Annotated in this window: 14 protein-coding genes and 1 riboswitch; of the genes, 10 read left to right on the top strand and 4 right to left on the bottom strand. The window is 72.1% G+C overall.

From position 1 onward, the window contains the following. Nucleotides 1-81: 81 nt before the first annotated feature. Together trpD and ACHFIV_RS23525 are read left to right on the top strand one after the other, a co-directional pair. Nucleotides 82-1,146: an anthranilate phosphoribosyltransferase gene (gene trpD / locus ACHFIV_RS23530; protein ID WP_398972398.1), complete on the top strand. Its 1,065-nt coding sequence runs from the start codon at nt 82-84 to the stop codon at nt 1,144-1,146. Between the two features lie 85 nt (nt 1,147-1,231). Then, a riboswitch (SAM riboswitch) is annotated at nt 1,232-1,349 on the top strand. A gap of 172 nt (nt 1,350-1,521) precedes the next feature. Next, the gene (locus ACHFIV_RS23525; RefSeq protein WP_398972396.1) at nt 1,522-2,928 is read left to right on the top strand and encodes an aminotransferase class V-fold PLP-dependent enzyme; all 1,407 of its coding nucleotides are present in this window, start codon (nt 1,522-1,524) and stop codon (nt 2,926-2,928) included. An 88-nt stretch (nt 2,929-3,016) separates the two neighbouring features. Here ACHFIV_RS23525 and ACHFIV_RS23520 read toward each other — a convergent pair whose 3' ends face one another. After that, complete coding sequence (locus ACHFIV_RS23520; RefSeq protein WP_033303376.1) at nt 3,017-3,298, bottom strand: Lrp/AsnC family transcriptional regulator; 282 nt, start codon at nt 3,296-3,298, stop codon at nt 3,017-3,019. Then, nucleotides 3,295-4,044, bottom strand: coding sequence for a rhomboid family intramembrane serine protease (locus ACHFIV_RS23515; protein WP_398972393.1), 750 nt, complete (start codon nt 4,042-4,044; stop codon nt 3,295-3,297). Before ACHFIV_RS23515 ends, ACHFIV_RS23520 begins: the two co-directional genes overlap by 4 nt. Nucleotides 4,045-4,212: 168 nt before the next feature. On the opposite strand from ACHFIV_RS23515, the gene ACHFIV_RS23510 reads away from it, so the two are divergent. The 4 genes from ACHFIV_RS23510 (at nt 4,213) to ACHFIV_RS23495 (ending at nt 8,663) form a co-directional block, all read left to right on the top strand. Further along, nucleotides 4,213-4,455 carry a hypothetical protein gene (locus ACHFIV_RS23510; protein WP_356536793.1) on the top strand — a complete coding sequence of 81 codons (243 nt, stop codon included), beginning with the start codon at nt 4,213-4,215 and terminating at the stop codon, nt 4,453-4,455. Between the two features lie 37 nt (nt 4,456-4,492). Then, entirely contained in the window at nt 4,493-5,854 is a 1,362-nt protein-coding gene (locus ACHFIV_RS23505; RefSeq protein ID WP_398972569.1) for an NYN domain-containing protein, read from the top strand. A gap of 297 nt (nt 5,855-6,151) precedes the next feature. Further along, nucleotides 6,152-7,177 (top strand): C40 family peptidase, encoded by a 1,026-nt coding sequence (locus ACHFIV_RS23500; protein ID WP_398972390.1) that lies wholly within the window; start codon nt 6,152-6,154, stop codon nt 7,175-7,177. 232 nt (nt 7,178-7,409) lie between these two features. Beyond that, entirely contained in the window at nt 7,410-8,663 is a 1,254-nt protein-coding gene (locus ACHFIV_RS23495) for a hypothetical protein (RefSeq protein ID WP_398972387.1), read from the top strand. On the opposite strand, the gene ACHFIV_RS23490 is transcribed toward ACHFIV_RS23495, so the two are convergent. Next, nucleotides 8,620-9,888, bottom strand: a complete 1,269-nt coding sequence (locus ACHFIV_RS23490; protein ID WP_398972384.1) for a glycosyltransferase 87 family protein — start codon at nt 9,886-9,888, stop codon at nt 8,620-8,622. The genes ACHFIV_RS23495 and ACHFIV_RS23490 overlap by 44 nt on opposite strands. A 77-nt stretch (nt 9,889-9,965) precedes the next feature. Between ACHFIV_RS23490 and ACHFIV_RS23485 the strand changes: the two genes are divergently transcribed. Continuing rightward, nucleotides 9,966-11,108: a glycosyltransferase family 4 protein gene (locus ACHFIV_RS23485; RefSeq protein ID WP_398972382.1), complete on the top strand. Its 1,143-nt coding sequence runs from the start codon at nt 9,966-9,968 to the stop codon at nt 11,106-11,108. 67 nt (nt 11,109-11,175) lie between these two features. Here ACHFIV_RS23485 and ACHFIV_RS23480 read toward each other — a convergent pair whose 3' ends face one another. Further along, the gene (locus ACHFIV_RS23480) at nt 11,176-12,972 is read right to left on the bottom strand and encodes an AMP-dependent synthetase/ligase (protein ID WP_398972379.1); all 1,797 of its coding nucleotides are present in this window, start codon (nt 12,970-12,972) and stop codon (nt 11,176-11,178) included. 280 nt (nt 12,973-13,252) lie between these two features. Between ACHFIV_RS23480 and ACHFIV_RS23475 the strand changes: the two genes are divergently transcribed. The 3 genes from ACHFIV_RS23475 (at nt 13,253) to ACHFIV_RS23465 (ending at nt 15,818) form a co-directional block, all read left to right on the top strand. Further along, on the top strand, nt 13,253-14,062 hold the full coding sequence (locus tag ACHFIV_RS23475; RefSeq protein WP_398972377.1) for a metallophosphoesterase family protein: 810 nt from the start codon (nt 13,253-13,255) through the stop codon (nt 14,060-14,062). A 120-nt stretch (nt 14,063-14,182) separates the two neighbouring features. Further along, nucleotides 14,183-14,632 carry an SRPBCC family protein gene (locus tag ACHFIV_RS23470; protein ID WP_398972374.1) on the top strand — a complete coding sequence of 150 codons (450 nt, stop codon included), beginning with the start codon at nt 14,183-14,185 and terminating at the stop codon, nt 14,630-14,632. A 4-nt stretch (nt 14,633-14,636) separates the two neighbouring features. Next, nucleotides 14,637-15,818 (top strand): ArsA family ATPase, encoded by a 1,182-nt coding sequence (locus ACHFIV_RS23465; RefSeq protein WP_398972371.1) that lies wholly within the window; start codon nt 14,637-14,639, stop codon nt 15,816-15,818. The last annotated feature ends 13 nt before the right edge of the window (nt 15,819-15,831 follow it).

Raw genomic sequence — 15,831 nt, 5'->3', positions numbered from 1 at the left:
TGGACGGGGCTCTTCGCTGTCCCCTCGGCTGGATAGGGTGGGGGACACCTTTCTATCGGCTGTGGACCCCAGGAGTGGACCATGAACGTTGTGACCCCGGACGGCGGCGACAGCGTGGCGGCCCGCACCTGGCCCGGCGTACTGACCCCTCTGCTGCGCGGTGAGCACCTCGGCGCGGACGACACCGCGTGGGCCATGGACCGCATCATGAGCGGGGAGGCCACGGACGTACAGATCGCCGGCTTCGCGATCGCCCTGCGCGCCAAGGGCGAGACCGTCGACGAGGTCACCGGTCTCGTCCGGGCCATGTACGAACACGCCCACACCATCGAGGTGCCCGGCCGCACGGTCGACATCGTGGGAACCGGTGGCGACATGGCCAAGACTGTCAACATCTCCACCATGTCGGCCATAGTCGTCGCGGGGACGGGCGCGAAGGTCGTCAAGCACGGCAACCGGGCCTCGTCCTCGGCGAGCGGGGCCTCCGACGTGCTGGAGAAGCTCGGAGTCAACCTCGAACTGACCCCGCAGCGCGTCGTCGCCGTGGCCGAGGAGGCGGGCATCACCTTCTGCTTCGCGGTGAAGTTCCACCCCGCCCTGCGGTACGCCGCGAGGGCGCGCAAGGAACTCGGCACCCAGACCACCTTCAACATCCTCGGCCCCCTCACCAACCCGGCCCGGGTGCGCTCCCAGGCCATCGGCGTCGCCGACCCGAAGATGGCGCCGATCGTGGCGGGCGTGCTCGCGGACCGGGGGAACTCCGCACTCGTCTTCCGGGGCGACGACGGCCTCGACGAGCTGACCACCACGGCGACGTCGCGGGTCTGGATCGTGCGTGACGGCACCGTCCGGGAGGAGGCCTTCGATCCGCGCGACGTCGGCCTGGACCTGGTTCCCGTCGAGGCGCTGCGTGGGGCGGACGCCTCGTACAACGCGGATGTGGCCCGTCGTCTGCTGGACGGGGAGACCGGACCCGTGCGCGACGCCGTGCTGCTCAACTCGGCCGCCGCGCTGGTCGCTCTCGAACCGGGCGACGGCACGCTCGGCGAACAGCTGTCGGACGGCATCGCGCGGGCCGCGCAGTCGATCGACTCGGGCGCGGCCAAGCGCGCGCTGGAGCGCTGGGTGGCGGCCAGCAACGCCTGACGGCGTACACGTGTGAGCAGGGGCGCAGTCCGGATCGCGGACTGCGCCCTTGCGCGTCACCGCAGTTGTGGCAAGATGCTGCGCAGGTCATGAGTGACAGCGACTACGGCCCCGGCCCGCTGTCCGGCAACCCTCCGTCCGTGGCGGGGTGCCCCGGGTGAAGACCAGGCCGCAGGCAGCGAGGTCTGTGGCAAGCGCGGGCCCCTCGGCATCGTCTGATGCCACCCCTTGGGGTCCTGGTCCCAGGGAGCCTCTTGTGAGCAAGCGAATGCGATAGGGCTCGACGCCCTCCTCCGCACACCCCTTTTTCTTCTTCTCCGCGCTGCCGCGTACCGCCGGCGCGTTGATCTCGCCTGCCTCTTACGGGAGTTCGCCATGTCTGTCTCCACCGCTGCCGCCGTCCGGTCCATTTGTGCCCCTCTGCCGGTCCTGGGTGCGGATGTCACTGTTCCGCTCGTCACGGGCGGGGACGTCACGTACGCCGCCCTCGACTACGCGGCCAGCGCCCCGGCTCTCCAGCGGGTGTGGGACGACGTGGCTGCCTACGCCCCGTACTACGGCAGTGTCCACCGCGGTGCCGGGTACCTCTCGCAGCTGTCGACCGACCTGTTCGAGAACAGCCGTGTGACCGTCGCGGAGTTCCTCGGCTGCCGCGCGGACGACGAGGTGGTCTTCACCCGCTCGACGACCGACTCCCTCAACCTCCTCGCCGCCGCACTGCCGGCCGACTGCCAGGTGTTCGTGTTCGAGACCGAGCACCACGCCTCGCTGCTGCCCTGGCGTGACGCCCGGGTGACCTACCTCGACGCGCCCCGCACCCCGGCCCAGGCAGTCGCCACGCTGGAGCGGGCCCTGGCCGACCGCGAGCCTTCCCCGGACTCCCGGCCCGGCGCGGGCGCCGGGCCCGCGCTGGTCTGTGTCACCGGCGCGTCCAACGTCACCGGTGAACTGTGGCCGGTGAAGGAGCTGGCCGCCGCCGCCCACGCGCACGGGGCGCGCATCGTGCTCGACGCCGCCCAACTGGCGCCCCACCACCCGGTGGACATCGCCGAGCTGGACGTCGACTGGGTCGCCTTCTCCGGGCACAAGCTGTACGCGCCGTTCGGCTCGGGGGTCCTCGCGGGCCGGGCCGACTGGCTGGCCGAGGCGGAGCCGTACCTCGCCGGCGGCGGCGCCTCCCGCAAGGTCGCCCGGCGCGCCGACGGCGGTGTCGACGTCGAGTGGCACACCACCGCGGCCAGGCACGAGGCGGGATCGCCCAACGTCATCGGCGTCTACTCCATCGCCGCCGCCTGCAAGGCCCTGACCGAGGCCGGGTTCGACCGGCTGGTCGCCCGCGAGCAGCAGCTGGTGACCCGGGTCCGCGAGGGCCTTGCCGAGGTCCCCCGGGTCAAGGTGCTCTCACTCTTCGGTGACGACGCCCCGAGGGTCGGCGTCATCTCCTTCGTGGTCGAGGGGTGGAACAGCTCGCACTTCGCCGCGGCACTCTCCGCCGAGTACGGCATCGGGGTGCGCGACGGCCTGTTCTGCGCCCACCCGCTGGTGCGCACCCTGCTGGGCAGCGAGCCGCAGGACCCGGGCGAGTGCGGCGCGCCGGAGGCCGCGCCCGGGGAGAAGTCGCTCAACGCGATCCGGGTGAGCTTCGGCGCCGGCACGCCGGACGAGCACATCGAGCGGTTCCTGGGCGCCGTCCGGGAGCTGGTGGACGAGGGCGCCCGCTGGACGTACCGCACCGAGGAGGGCCGCTGCGTGCCCGACCGGGGCGCCGCCGCCCAGGTCTGAACGGCCCGCTACGGCTCCGGCCGGGGACGGAAGGCGTGACGCCCCCGTCCCCGGCCGGAGCCGTACGCGCCTCGCGCCGGAAGCGGTCTCAGGCGTCGAGACCGATGGCGAAGGCCGCCTCGAGGTCGTGCTGCGAATACGTACGGAAGGCCACATGGGTGTCGGTGGCCTCGACACCCTGGATCTTGCTGATCCGGCCCGGGATGACGTCGGCCAGATCGTCGTGCCTGGCCACCCGGACCATGGCGATCAGGTCGTACGTACCGGTGACCGAGAAGACCTCGCTGACGCTGTCCAGCGCGGCGATGGCCTCGGCGATCTCGGGAATCCGGTCCACGCTTGTCTTGATGAGCACGATCGCGGTGATCACGGCTGGCTTTCTCCCTCAGTGGCCGTGGCTGGAGACTTCACTGTAGTACCCCGGAACCGCACCCAGGCGTAGAGGAACCCGGCCACGAAGCCGGCCACGTGCGCGAGGTACGCCACGCCCGGGCCGCTGCCCGCTCCCTGGGCCGCCAGCCACTGCAGGACGAACCAGAAGACGAGCACGATCCAGGCAGGGAAGCGCAGCGGCAGGAAGAAGAGGAACGGGAAGAGGCTGGTGACCCGGGCCCGGGGGAAGAGGTAGAGGAAGGCGCCGAGCACCGCGGAGATCGCCCCCGAGGCCCCGACGAGCGTCTGGTCGGAGTCCGCGTACACCACCGCGTAGGCCACCAGGGCGAAGTAGCCGCACGCGACGTAGAAGCAGACGAACCCGGTGCGGCCCATCCGCTCCTCGGCCATCGCGCCGAACACGTACAGGAAGAGCATGTTGCCCAGCAGGTGCAGCCAGCTGCCGTGCACGAAGAGCGCGGTCAGCGGGGTCAGCGCCGCGTGCGCGGAGCCTTCCAGGAGTTCGCTGGGGATCACGCCCCACTTCTCGAAGTACCCGGCCTGGGCGGCCAGGAGGGCGTCGGCGCCGCCGCGGGCAGGGTTGAAGCCGGAGAGGGGGCTGATCAGGAACACCGCGCAGCACAGGGCCATCAGCCCGTACGTGACCGGGGCGCCCCCCGCCGCTGCCGCCGCACCGAGCTCCCTGGCGCGCCGCCGCCAGCCGACTCCCCGCCGATCGATCACGTACAGAGCATGACGCACTAGGCGAGAACGGGACGGACCGCCTCGCCGTGCCGATACGTATGCGCGAGGCCGTAGGGTTACGGCAGGACATCCGCAGTTCGACGGCGCACCGCGAGATCGAAGACCTGGGCACACAGGATCCGACGGACGACGAAAGAGGACGCAACGATGACGACGGTTCCCCAGCCGACGGACGGGACCCGCTGGCGCTGCACGCTCTGCGGCAACCTCACCCGTTTCGACGTGACGCGTTCCTCGAAGGTCGTGGAGTACGTGCATCTCGACCTGGCCGGGGAGTCGAGTGTCGAGGAGCGCGAGGTGGTCAGTGAGACCATCGAGTCGGTGCGCTGCCGTTGGTGCAACGCCGTGGACCAGATCGAGCTGGTCGACAGGCCAGGTGCCGGCTCCTGACGGAGCCGCGCGGACGGACATATTGGGGTGATGGATGGTGGAGCAGCCGACAGGCGGCGCCGAACCGGCCGATGCGGCCGACGGCACCGCGGAGTCGCTCGACCGTCCGCTGCCCGAAGGCGTACGCCGCAAGGTGGTGGCGCTGGTCTCGGACGCGTTCGGCGGCCTGACCGTCGGCGAACTCCCCGCCCAGCTCCGGCAGTACGCCCGCTTCACGCCGACCAGGCGGGCCAAGTTCGCGGGTAACGCGATGGCCGCCGCCCTGGAGAGCGACCCCGTCTTCCGCCGTCGTATCGCCGAACGGATCGGCCAGACGCAGCCGGAGCTGGCCGAGGCGCTCGCGTCAGGCGTGCCGCCGGCCGCCGCCGACCCCGTCGACGTGGCCGCCGCGGCCTATGTGCTGCGCCCTGCCGGCTGGGTCAAGCTGGTGGCCGCGGCGGGCGAGGAGGTCCAGCGGGCGCACGCCGAGCGGGCCGACGAGGAGACCAGGCGCGAGCTGGAACGGCTGCGTGAGGAGCTCGACCGCGCCCGCGGCCAGACCAAAGCCGACACCGAGCGGCTGCGTTCGGAACTGGAGGCCGCCCGCAAGGAGGCCGACTCGCTGAACCGCAAGCTGCGCAGCGCCCTCAGCGAGGTGAAGCGCGGAGAGGCGGCCCTGCGCAGGTCCGGCGCCGAGGCCGACGCCGTACGGGCCGAGGCCGCGGCCCAGGTCTCCGCCGCCGAGACCGAGTCCCGCCGGCTCAAGGCGCGCCTGGCCGAGGCGGAGGCGTCCGTCGAGGCGGGCCGCAGGGCGGCGAGGGAGGGGCGCTCGGTCGAGGACATGCGGCTGCGGCTGCTCCTGGACACCGTGCTCGACGCCGCGCAGGGGCTCCGCCGTGAACTGGCGCTGCCTCCTTCCTCGCTGCGCCCCGCCGACAGCGTGGAAGCGGTGGAGCCGGGCCGGATGTCGCCGAAGGACATCGCGGCCAGGGCCCTTTCGGAGACCGACCCGGCGCTGCTCGACCAGTTGCTCGCCCTGCCGCAGGCGCATCTGATCGTCGACGGGTACAACGTCACGAAGACCGGCTATCCGCAGATGCCGCTGGAGAAGCAGCGGTTGCGTCTCCTGGGCGGGCTGTCGGTCCTCGCGGCCCAGACCGGCGCGGAGATGACCTGCGTCTTCGACGGGGCCGAACTCGCCGTCCCCGTCCTGCTCGCCCCACCGCGCGGGGTGCGAGTGCTGTTCAGCAAGGCCGGGGTGACCGCGGACGAGCTGATCAGACAACTGGCGCGGGCCGAACCGCCGGGGAGACCCGTCGTCGTGGTCTCCACCGACCGCGAAGTCGCGGACGGGGTGGCGAAGGCCGGGGCGCGGCCGGTCGCGTCCGCCCTGCTCCTGAAGCGCCTCTCGCGCGTCTGAGGCGACTTGTGAGGCATGGGCGACTTGCCGGAATTCACGGAACGTACCGTCAACTCGCCGCTACACCGCGTGTGATGAAAGTAAAGAAGTGCCTGGTGTGACGAAATTTTGCTCGTGAGGATTTGAACTGATCACAAGAGGGTCACTAAGGTCAGGCCTCGAACCTTCGCACGGTTGATTGCCCACCCGGGGCGACAGCGAAGGAACCGCCGAGTCCGTGACGTGCACGGAGCCGGGGATTCGCGTCTGTCCCCCCGCAACCCGGTAGGCGGCTCGAGGAAGAAGGAGCTCGCCTTCGTGGCGTCCCACCGTCGTCCCAAGCAGCCGAGCCGCACCCGCGTGACCGTGCTCACCGCGACCGCCGCTGCGGCCGTGGCCCTGACTTCTCAGGCCGCCCACGCCGACCCCAAGCCGACCAAGAGCGAGGTCAAGGCGAAGGTCGACAAGCTCTACCACGAGGCCGAGGTCGCCACCGAGAAGGCCAACGGCGCCAAGGAGCAGCAGGACAAGCTCAAGGAGCAGGCCGACGCGCTCCAGGACAAGGTGGCCCGCGGCCAGGACGAGCTCAACACCCTGCGCGGCGAGCTCGGTTCGCTGGCCACCGCGCAGTACCGCTCCGGTGGTCTCGACCCGTCGGTCCAGCTGCTGCTCTCCTCGGACCCGGACAGCTTCCTCGACCAGGCCTCCGCACTGGACCAGCTGACGGCCAAGCAGGCGGAGTCGCTGCAGAAGATCCAGGCGAAGCAGCGCACCCTCGCGCAGCAGCGCAAGGAGGCGCAGGGCAAGCTCAACGACCTCGCCGACGTCCGCAAGACGCTGAACGAGAACAAGAAGAAGTACCAGGGCAAGCTCGCCGACGCGCAGAAGCTGCTCAACACGCTCACCGCCGCCGAGCGCGCCAAGATGCAGGAGGACGAGCAGCGCGCCAGCCGCGCCGCCGGCGACCGGGTCGAACTCGGCAACGAGGTCCCCGCGTCCGCCCGTGGTGCCGCCGCTCTCCAGGCCGCCGCCACGCAGCTGGGCAAGCCGTACGTCTCCGGGGGATCCGGCCCCAACTCGTTCGACTGCTCGGGCCTGACCCAGTGGGCCTACGCCCAGGCCGGTGTCCAGATCACCCGCACCACCTACACGCAGGTCAACGACGGGGTCCGGATCGGCCGGGGCGCACTCAAGCCCGGCGACCTGGTGTTCTTCAGCAACACCTCGCACGTCGGCCTGTACGCGGGCAACAACCAGGTCCTGCACGCGCCGTACCCGGGCCAGGTCGTCCGGTACGAGGCGATGGAGTACCTCGGCTCCTTCCAGTTCGGCGTGCGCGTCTGACGCCCGAACGGGCGAATCGCAGCACCCCACGGTGACGCCCCGCCCCGTCGGAGACCACAGGTCTCCGGCGGGGCGCCGCCGTACCCGCCCGTCCACGCGTCCGGCGCGGCCCGCGGCCGGTGGGCGGCCGCCCCGGCCCGCGTACCGCGGCCTGGGGCGCCGGAGTGCCACGGCCCCGTCGGCGTGAAGCCCGCCTCACCGGACCTCCGCGTCCGACCGTACGATCGGTCCGATGGCTGTTCGTACGCAGGACGCGCGGCGGGAGCGTACCCGCAGACGGGGCACGGCGGGCGCCGTGCTGGCCGTCGTGCTGCTCGCGCCGGCGTGCTCCGCCCCCGAGGGCGCCTCCACCGGCAGCACCGCCCAGGAGGTCGGCGCCGCCCTGGACCGCCGGGCCGCGGCGGTCATGGAGCGCGACACCGGCGCCTACCTGGCCGCGCTCGACCCCCGGGCCACGTCCTTCCGGGAAGCCCAGCGCACCGAGCTGGACAACCTCGCCGACGTACCGCTGGAGTCATGGGCGTACGAGGTGGAGGACGTGACCGGCACGGGCGCGGACCGGGTCACGGCGCAGGTCGAGCTGCGGTACCGGATCAAGGGCTACGACACGGCGCCCATGTCGTCCTCCCGCACGGTGGAACTGGTGCGGCGCGACGAGGACCGCACCTGGTACGTCTCCGCCGACCGGGCCGCCGACGGGGCCCCGGGGCAGCTCTGGGAGCAGGGCGACGTCGACGTCGTACGCGGTGCGCGCAGCCTGGTCCTCGGGGTCGGACGCCGGACGGCGGAGCTGCGCCGGATCGCGGCCACCGCCGACCGGGCCGTCCCGGCCGTCACCGGGGCCTGGCCGGAGCCCTGGGCCGGGCGGGTCGTGGTGCTCGTCCCCGAGTCCGTGGAGGACATGGCGGGTCTCCTGGACTCACCGGCGGCCAGCTACCGGGGCATAGCGGCCGTCACCACCGGTGAGGTCGGTGGCGGCGGCCGGGCGCCCGCGGACCGGGTGATCGTCAATCCGCAGGCCTACGGCATGCTCGGCGACTTCGGGCAGCGGGTCGTCCTCACCCACGAGACCACCCATGTCGCGACCCGTGCGCACACCTCCGCCGCCACCCCCGTCTGGCTCTCCGAGGGCTTCGCCGACCGGACCGCCTACCTCCGGGAGAGCCGCACGGCCACCGAGATCGCGCCGGAGCTCGCCGAAGCGGTCCGGCGCGGTGACCTGCCCGCGCAGCTGCCGGCCGACGAGGACTTCGGCTTCGACGGGGACGCGGTGACGCTCGCCCGGGCGTACGAGGGCGGCTGGCTGGCCTGCGAGCTGATAGCGCGGGACTGGGGCGAGGAAGGGCTGGTCGCCTTCTACAAGGCCGTGGGGAGCCGTGCGGAGCGTGACGGAGCCGTGGAGCAGGCCATGCACACGGTGCTCGGGACCACCCCCCAGGACTTCACGACGCGCTGGCGGGAGTATCTGCGCGCCCGGCTCGGCTGAGCGGGTCCGCGGCCCCGCCCCGCCGCCCCGCCCCGGGCACGGTGTCCCGCCACAGCCGCCGCCCGGCCACGAGCGTCGCGGCAGCCAGCAGACCGTTGCGCACGGCCATGAGCGCGACACCCTCCGCGTCACTGGCCACCACGTGCGCGAAGCCGAGCGGGAACTCCATCAGGGTGACACCGGTGGCCACCAGGACCAGACAGGCGGGAAGCGCCATCCGGCTGCCCCGGAACACCAGGCACACCGCGGCGAGACCGAGCGGCCACACCATGTACTGCGGGCTGATGACACGGCTGGTCACGGTGAACAGCAGCACGGCGGTGAACGCCGCGTCCGCCGGCGTGTGCACCGCAAACGTACGGGCCCGCAGCCGCCACACCAGCAGCCAGCCGAACGCGAGCACGCTCAGCGCCAGGGCCAGTGTGCTCACCAGCGCCACGTGCGGGCCGGCGAACTCCATCGAGCCGTAACGGAGCTCGACCCGGCCCTCCCAGCCGAACTGCCTGGCCACATGGAAGACCAGTGCCCCGAGGGACTCGATCTCCAGGCCCCGGTCCCGCTGGAACGTCAGGAAGGCGAACGCGCCCGGCAGCACCACCGCGGCGGCCAGGGCGAGCACGGCGGCCGTCACCACCGCCGCCGACCAGGACCGCCGCGTCGCCCTGCCCCGCGCGGTGCCCACCAGCAGCAGCACCGGCCAGACCTTCAGGAGCGTGCCGAAGGCGGCCAGTGCCCCCAGGACCCTGGGGTGGCGCACGCCCGCCAGCAGCGCCACCACCGCCACGGCCGTCACCATCAGGTCGTAACGGGCGTACACGGTCGGCCCCAGCAGCGGTACGCCCACCACCCACAGCCACGTCCCCGCGTCACGCGTGCCCGGCCGGGTCCCCGCGAGGAGGAGGAGCCCGAACACCAGAGCGTCGCACAGCAGCACGAGCAGGAAGAAGGCGGAGGCGTACTCCAGGAAGGGCAGCAGATCGGGGGAGAGGACGGCGAGCGCGGCGGCGGGCGGATACTGCCAGGTGACGTCGTCCAGCGGGTACGAGCCGGCGCGGAGCACCTCGTACCAGCCCCGGTAGATCACCGAGACATCGCTCGTGACGTCCGGCCCGGGGACCGTGAACACCTTGAAGACGCACAGCAGCAGCACCGCGCGGGTGAGGCCCCACACCGCGAGGGACAGCCCCCGGCTCGCCCGGCCGCCCGTATCCGTCCTGACCGTCATGCACGCCATGATGCAGGCCCCGGCTGTGCGGGAGCCGTCAGGCAGGGCCGTCGGGCCGCCCGGTACTGTCGGCGGCGATGGACAAGACGCTGATCGTGACGAACGACTTCCCACCCCGCCCCGGCGGCATCCAGGCCTTCCTGCACAACATGGCGCTGCGCATGGATCCCGAGCGGCTCGTCGTCTACGCCTCCACCTGGAAGCGAGGCGCGGAGGGCGCCGAGGCCACCGCCGCCTTCGACGCCGAGCAGCCGTTCACCGTCGTACGCGACCGTACGACGATGCTGCTGCCCACCCCCCGGGTCACCCGGCGCGCGGTCCGGCTGCTGAGCGAACACGGCTGCTCCTCCGTGTGGTTCGGCGCGGCCGCCCCCCTCGGGCTGATGGCGCCCGCGCTGCGCCGGGCGGGTGCGCGCAGGATCGTGGCCACCACACACGGCCACGAGGCGGGCTGGGCCCAGCTGCCCGCCTCCCGGCAGCTGCTGCGCCGCGTCGGCGAGGGCACCGACACGATCACCTACCTCGGTGAGTACACCCGTTCCCGGATCGCCGCCGCGCTCACCCCGGAGGCAGCGGGCCGCATGGTGCAGCTGCCGCCCGGGGTCGACGAGAAGACCTTCCACCCCGCCTCCGGCGGCGACCGGGTGAGGGCCCGGCTCGGCCTCGCGGACCGGCCCGTCGTCGTCTGTGTGTCGCGGCTCGTGCCGCGCAAGGGCCAGGACACCCTCATCCTGGCCATGCCCGCGATCCTGGCGCGGGTGCCGGACGCCGTCCTGCTCGTGGTGGGCGGCGGCCCGTACGCCGGGCAGCTGAAGAAGCTGGCGGCCGAGACCGGTGTGCGGGACTCCGTGCGGTTCACCGGACCCGTGCCCTGGGAGGAACTGCCCGCGCACTACGGCGCCGGCGACGTGTTCGCCATGCCCTGCCGCACCCGCCGCGGCGGACTCGACGTCGAAGGCCTCGGCATCGTCTACCTGGAGGCGTCCGCGACCGGACTGCCGGTCGTGGCGGGTGACTCGGGAGGCGCCCCGGACGCCGTGCTCGACGGCGAGACCGGGTGGGTGGTGCGGGGCGGCTCCGCCGAGGAGTCGGCCGACCGGATCGTCGCCCTGCTCGGCGACCCGGAGCTGCGCCGGCGCATGGGGGAGCGGGGCAGGGCGTGGGTCGAGGAGAAGTGGCGCTGGGACCTGCTCGCCGGGAAGCTCCGGACCTTGCTCTGAGCGGACGCACGTACGAGGAGGGGCCGCACCGGCACGGTGCGGCCCCTCCTCGTACGTGCGTCCGGGCTCAGCCGCGGTAGATCGACTCGACCTCGTCCGCGAAGTCCTTCGCCACGACGTTGCGCTTCAGCTTCAGCGACGGCGTGATGTGGCCCGCCTCCTCGGTGAACTGCGCGGCCAGGACGCGGAACTTGCGTACCGACTCCGCCTTGGAGACCGCCGCGTTGCCGTCGTCCACCGCCCGCTGCACCTCGGCCAGCAGCTCGGGGTCCTCGCGCAGCGAGACCGCCGTCGACCCGGCCGGCTTGCCGTTCTCCTCGGCCCAGCGGGAGAGGAACTCCTCGTCGAGGGTGAGCAGCGCGCCGACGAACGGCCGTCCGTCGCCGACCACCATGCACTCGGCGACCAGGGCGTGCGCGCGGATCCGGTCCTCGATCACCGCCGGGGCGACGTTCTTGCCGCCCGCGGTGACGATGATCTCCTTCTTGCGGCCGGTGATCGCGAGATAGCCGTCCTCGTCGAGCGTGCCGATGTCACCCGTGTGGAACCAGTTGTCGGCCAGTGCCTCGGCCGTCGCCGCCTCGTTCTTCCAGTAACCGGTGAACAGGTGCTCGCCGTGCAGCAGCACCTCACCGTCGTCGGCGATCCGCACGACCGAACCCGGCAGCGGCTGGCCGACGGTGCCGATCTTCTGGCGGTCCCACGGGTTGAACGCCGTGGCGGCACAGGTCTCGGTGAGGCCGTACCCCTCCAGCACCGTGAAGCCGATGCCGCGGAAGAAGTGGCCGAGCCGCTCGCCCAGCGGCGCGCCACCGGAGATGGCGTACTCACCGCGGCCACCGAGCACGGCCCGCAGCTTGCCGAACACCAGCTTGTCGAAGACCTTGTGCTTGATCCTCAGGCCCACCGACGGGCCGTCCGGCGTGCCCAGCGCCCGGCTGTAGGCGATCGCGGTGTCGGCGGCCCGGTCGAAGATCTTGCCCTTGCCGTCGGCCTGGGCCTTGGCCCGCGCCGAGTTGTAGACCTTCTCGAACACCCGCGGCACACCGAGGATCAGCGTCGGCCGGAAGGAGGCCAGCTCGTCGGTGAGGTTCTTGATGTCCGGTACGCAGCCGAGCTTGATCGGGGCCATCACCGAGGCGACCTCGACCAGCCGGCCGAAGACGTGCGCGGTGGGCAGGAAGAGCAGGACGGAGCACTCGCCGGTACGGAAGAGGGGCTTGAGCCGCTCCACGATGTTGCCGCACTCCGCGAAGAAACTGCGGTGCGTCAGCACACAGCCCTTCGGGCGCCCGGTGGTGCCCGAGGTGTAGACGATCGTCGCCGGGTCGTCGGCCTTGGCGCTCACCATGCGCAGGTCCAGCGTCTCGTCGGAGACTCCGGCGCCCGCGGCCACGAGCTCGCCGACGGCGCCCCGGTCGATCTCCCAGACGTGGAGCAGACCGGGGAGCCCGTCGCGCACGGCGGTGACGGACTCCGCGTGGGCCCCGCTCTCCACGACGACCGCGACCGCGCCCGAGTCACCGAGTATCCACTGGACCTGCTCGGCGGAGCTGGTCTCGTACACCGGCACGGTGACGGCGCCCGCGCACCAGATGGCGAAGTCCAGCAGGACCCACTCGTAACGGGTGCGCGACATCAGCGCGACCCGGTCTCCCGGCTGGATGCCCGACGCGATCAGGCCCCTGGCGGTGTCTCTGACCTCATCGAGGAACCGGGTCGCCGTGACGTCCGTCCAGACCCCGGCCACCTTCCGGCTCATCACCGCGACATCGGGATGCTGAGCGGCGTTGCGGCGGATGAGATCCGTCAGGTTGCCGTCCGTAGGGACCTCGTACAGGGCCGGAAGGCTGAACTCGCGCAAGACTGCTGCTCCTCATCGGGCTCCGGTTCCACGGCTCTGTGCGACGCACCGGATCGGTCCAAGACTGGCAGATGCTCAGTGGGGTGAGCACGACTGGACTGGCCGGACGTTACCCACCGGTACTCGGTTCCGGAAAGGGGGATCCGGCCAGATGTCTTATGCATCACACATATCGGTGGGCCTTCGGCGCACATTAGTCCACCCGTGTCCCGATCCGGAAGTAATCGCAGGTCCGACGGCCTCTACCCAGAGCAGCGGACGGCGACCTAGGGTGATCCTCATGCGAGCCGGCACACCGCACAATCAGCACAGAACCACCACCCGACGGACACGCGTGCACGTGGTCAGCGACGTGCACGGGAACGCGGAGGCGCTGGCGCGGGCCGGCGACGGCGCGGACGCCCTCATCTGTCTGGGTGACCTGGTCCTCTTCCTCGACTACGCCGACCACTCGCGCGGGATCTTCCCCGACCTGTTCGGAGTGGAGAACGCCCACCGCATCGTCGAGCTGCGCACGGCGCGCCGCTTCGAGGAGGCCCGCGCCTTCGGCCGTGAGCTGTGGGCGGGCCGGGACCGCAACGCGGCGATCCTGTCCGCCGTACGCAAGCAGTACGCCGAGATGTTCGCGGTCATGCCCACCCCGACCTACGCCACCTACGGCAACGTCGACGTACCGGCGCTCTGGCCCGAATACGCCAATTCCGGTACGACCGTCCTGGACGGCGAGCGTGTCGAGATCGGCGGCCGGGTGTTCGGGTTCGTCGGCGGAGGGCTCAGGACCCCCATGAACACCCCGTACGAGATCAGCGACGAGGAGTACGCCGCCAAGGTCGAGGCGCTCGGGCCGGTGGACGTCCTGTGCTCGCACATCCCGCCGGACGTCCCCGAGCTGACCTACGACACCGTCGCCCGGCGCTTCGAACGCGGCAGCCGCGCACTCCTGGACGCCATCCACCGCACCCGCCCCCGCTACGCGATTTTCGGCCATGTGCACCAGCCCCTGGTGCGCCGGATGCGGATCGGCGTCACCGAATGCGTGAACGTCGGCCACTTCGCGTCGAGCGGCCGTCCCTGGGCCCTGGAGTGGTGAGCGACACGGCCACCGGCCACGGGCCGGGGCGCGGGCAGGAGGGCCTCCGGCACGCGATAGCCTGCACATGGCAGGCCTCTGCCGAACGCGACCGGTACACCGCACTGGAGGGCCACGGCGATGGCTGAACACACCAGCTCGAGCATCACGATCGAGGCGGCGCCGGCCGACGTCATGGGAGTGATCGCCGACTTCGCCCGCTATCCGGAATGGACCGGAGAGGTGAAGGAGGCCGAGATCCTGGCCACGGACGCCGAGGGCCGTGCGGAGCAGGTCCGCCTCGTCCTGGACGCCGGCGCGATCAAGGACGACCACGTCCTCGCCTACACCTGGAACAGCGCGTACGAGGTCGGCTGGACCCTCGTGAAGTCCCAGATGCTGCGCTCGCTCGACGGCAGTTACGCGCTGGCGCCCCTGGGTGACGGCGACCGCACCGAGGTCACCTACCGGCTCGCCGTCGACGTCAAGATCCCGCTCATCGGCATGATCAAGCGCAAGGCCGAGAAGGTCATCATCGACCGGGCCCTCGCCGGGCTGAAGAAGCGCGTCGAGTCCGTCCCGAAGGTCTGACCACGTGCGTACGGTCCTCGTCACCGGCCCCGGCGGCGCGGGCCGTACCACCGTCGCGGCGGCGACCGCGCTCGCCTCGGCCCGCAGTGGCCGGCGCACCCTCCTGGTCTCCGCCGACGCGGTGCCCGCCTTCCCCGCGGGCGCCGAGCCCACCGAGGCGGCCGAGCGGCTGGCCTGCGCCCGCATCGACTCCGCCGCCCACTTCCGTTCCGAGCTCCTCGGCCTGCAGGACCGGGCGTCCGGGGTGCTCGACCTGCTCGGCGCCAACCGGCTCGACGGCGAGGAACTGACCGAACTCCCCGGCAGCGCGCAGCTCGCCGTACTCCACACCCTGCGCCGGGCGGCCGAGGGCGACTGGGCGGAGGACGGCTACGAGGTCCTCGTCGTCGACCTGCCTCCGCTGGCCGACGCCCTGGCCCTCCTCGCGCTCCCCGGGCAGCTGCGCCGCTACCTGCGACGCCTCCTGCCCCGGGAACGCCAGGCGGCCCGAGCCCTGCGCCCGGTCCTCGCCCAGCTCGCCGGGGTTCCCATGCCCGCCCGGTGGCTGTACGAGGCCGCCGCCCGCAAGGACGCCGAACTGGCCGCCGTCGAGGCACTGATCGGGGACGGGGCGACCACCGTGAGGCTGGTCGCCGAACCCGGGCGGAGTGCCGCCGAGGCGTTGCGCACCGCCCGTACCGGGCTCGCCCTGCACGGACTGCGCGTCGACTCCGTCGTGGCGTCCCGCGTCCTGCCCCGCCACTCCGTCGACCCCTGGTTCGCCGATCTCGCCGCCCGGCAGGAGAAGTGCCTGGACTCCTGGCGCCAGGAGTGGGCTCCCGGGGCCTCCGTACGCGAGACCGCCCACCTCGGCCGTGAGCCGCGCACGGTGGATGACCTGGCCCTGCTCGCCGAGGCCTGCGCACCGGACGGCCTGGACCCGGGACACGCCGGGGACCCCTGGTGGACCGAGGACGCGGGGGACGGCGTGATCGCCTGGTGCCTGCCGTTGCCCGGAGCGGTCAAGGAGGACCTCAAGCTCGTCCGGCGCGGCGACGAACTGCTCCTCACCGCCGGGCCGTTCCACCGGATCGTGCGTCTGGAGTCCGCGCTGCGCCGCTGCACCGTCTCGGGAGCAGCGCTCGCCGAGGGCGTCCTGCGTGTCCGGTTCACGCCTGACCCGGGACTCTGGCCCCGGACACAATGAACGGCGTACCACC

The sequence above is a fragment of the Streptomyces sp. ALB3 genome (assembly GCF_044385685.1).
Classification (GTDB): Bacteria; Actinomycetota; Actinomycetes; order Streptomycetales; family Streptomycetaceae; genus Streptomyces.
This window is presented reverse-complemented; position numbering and strand designations above follow the sequence as displayed.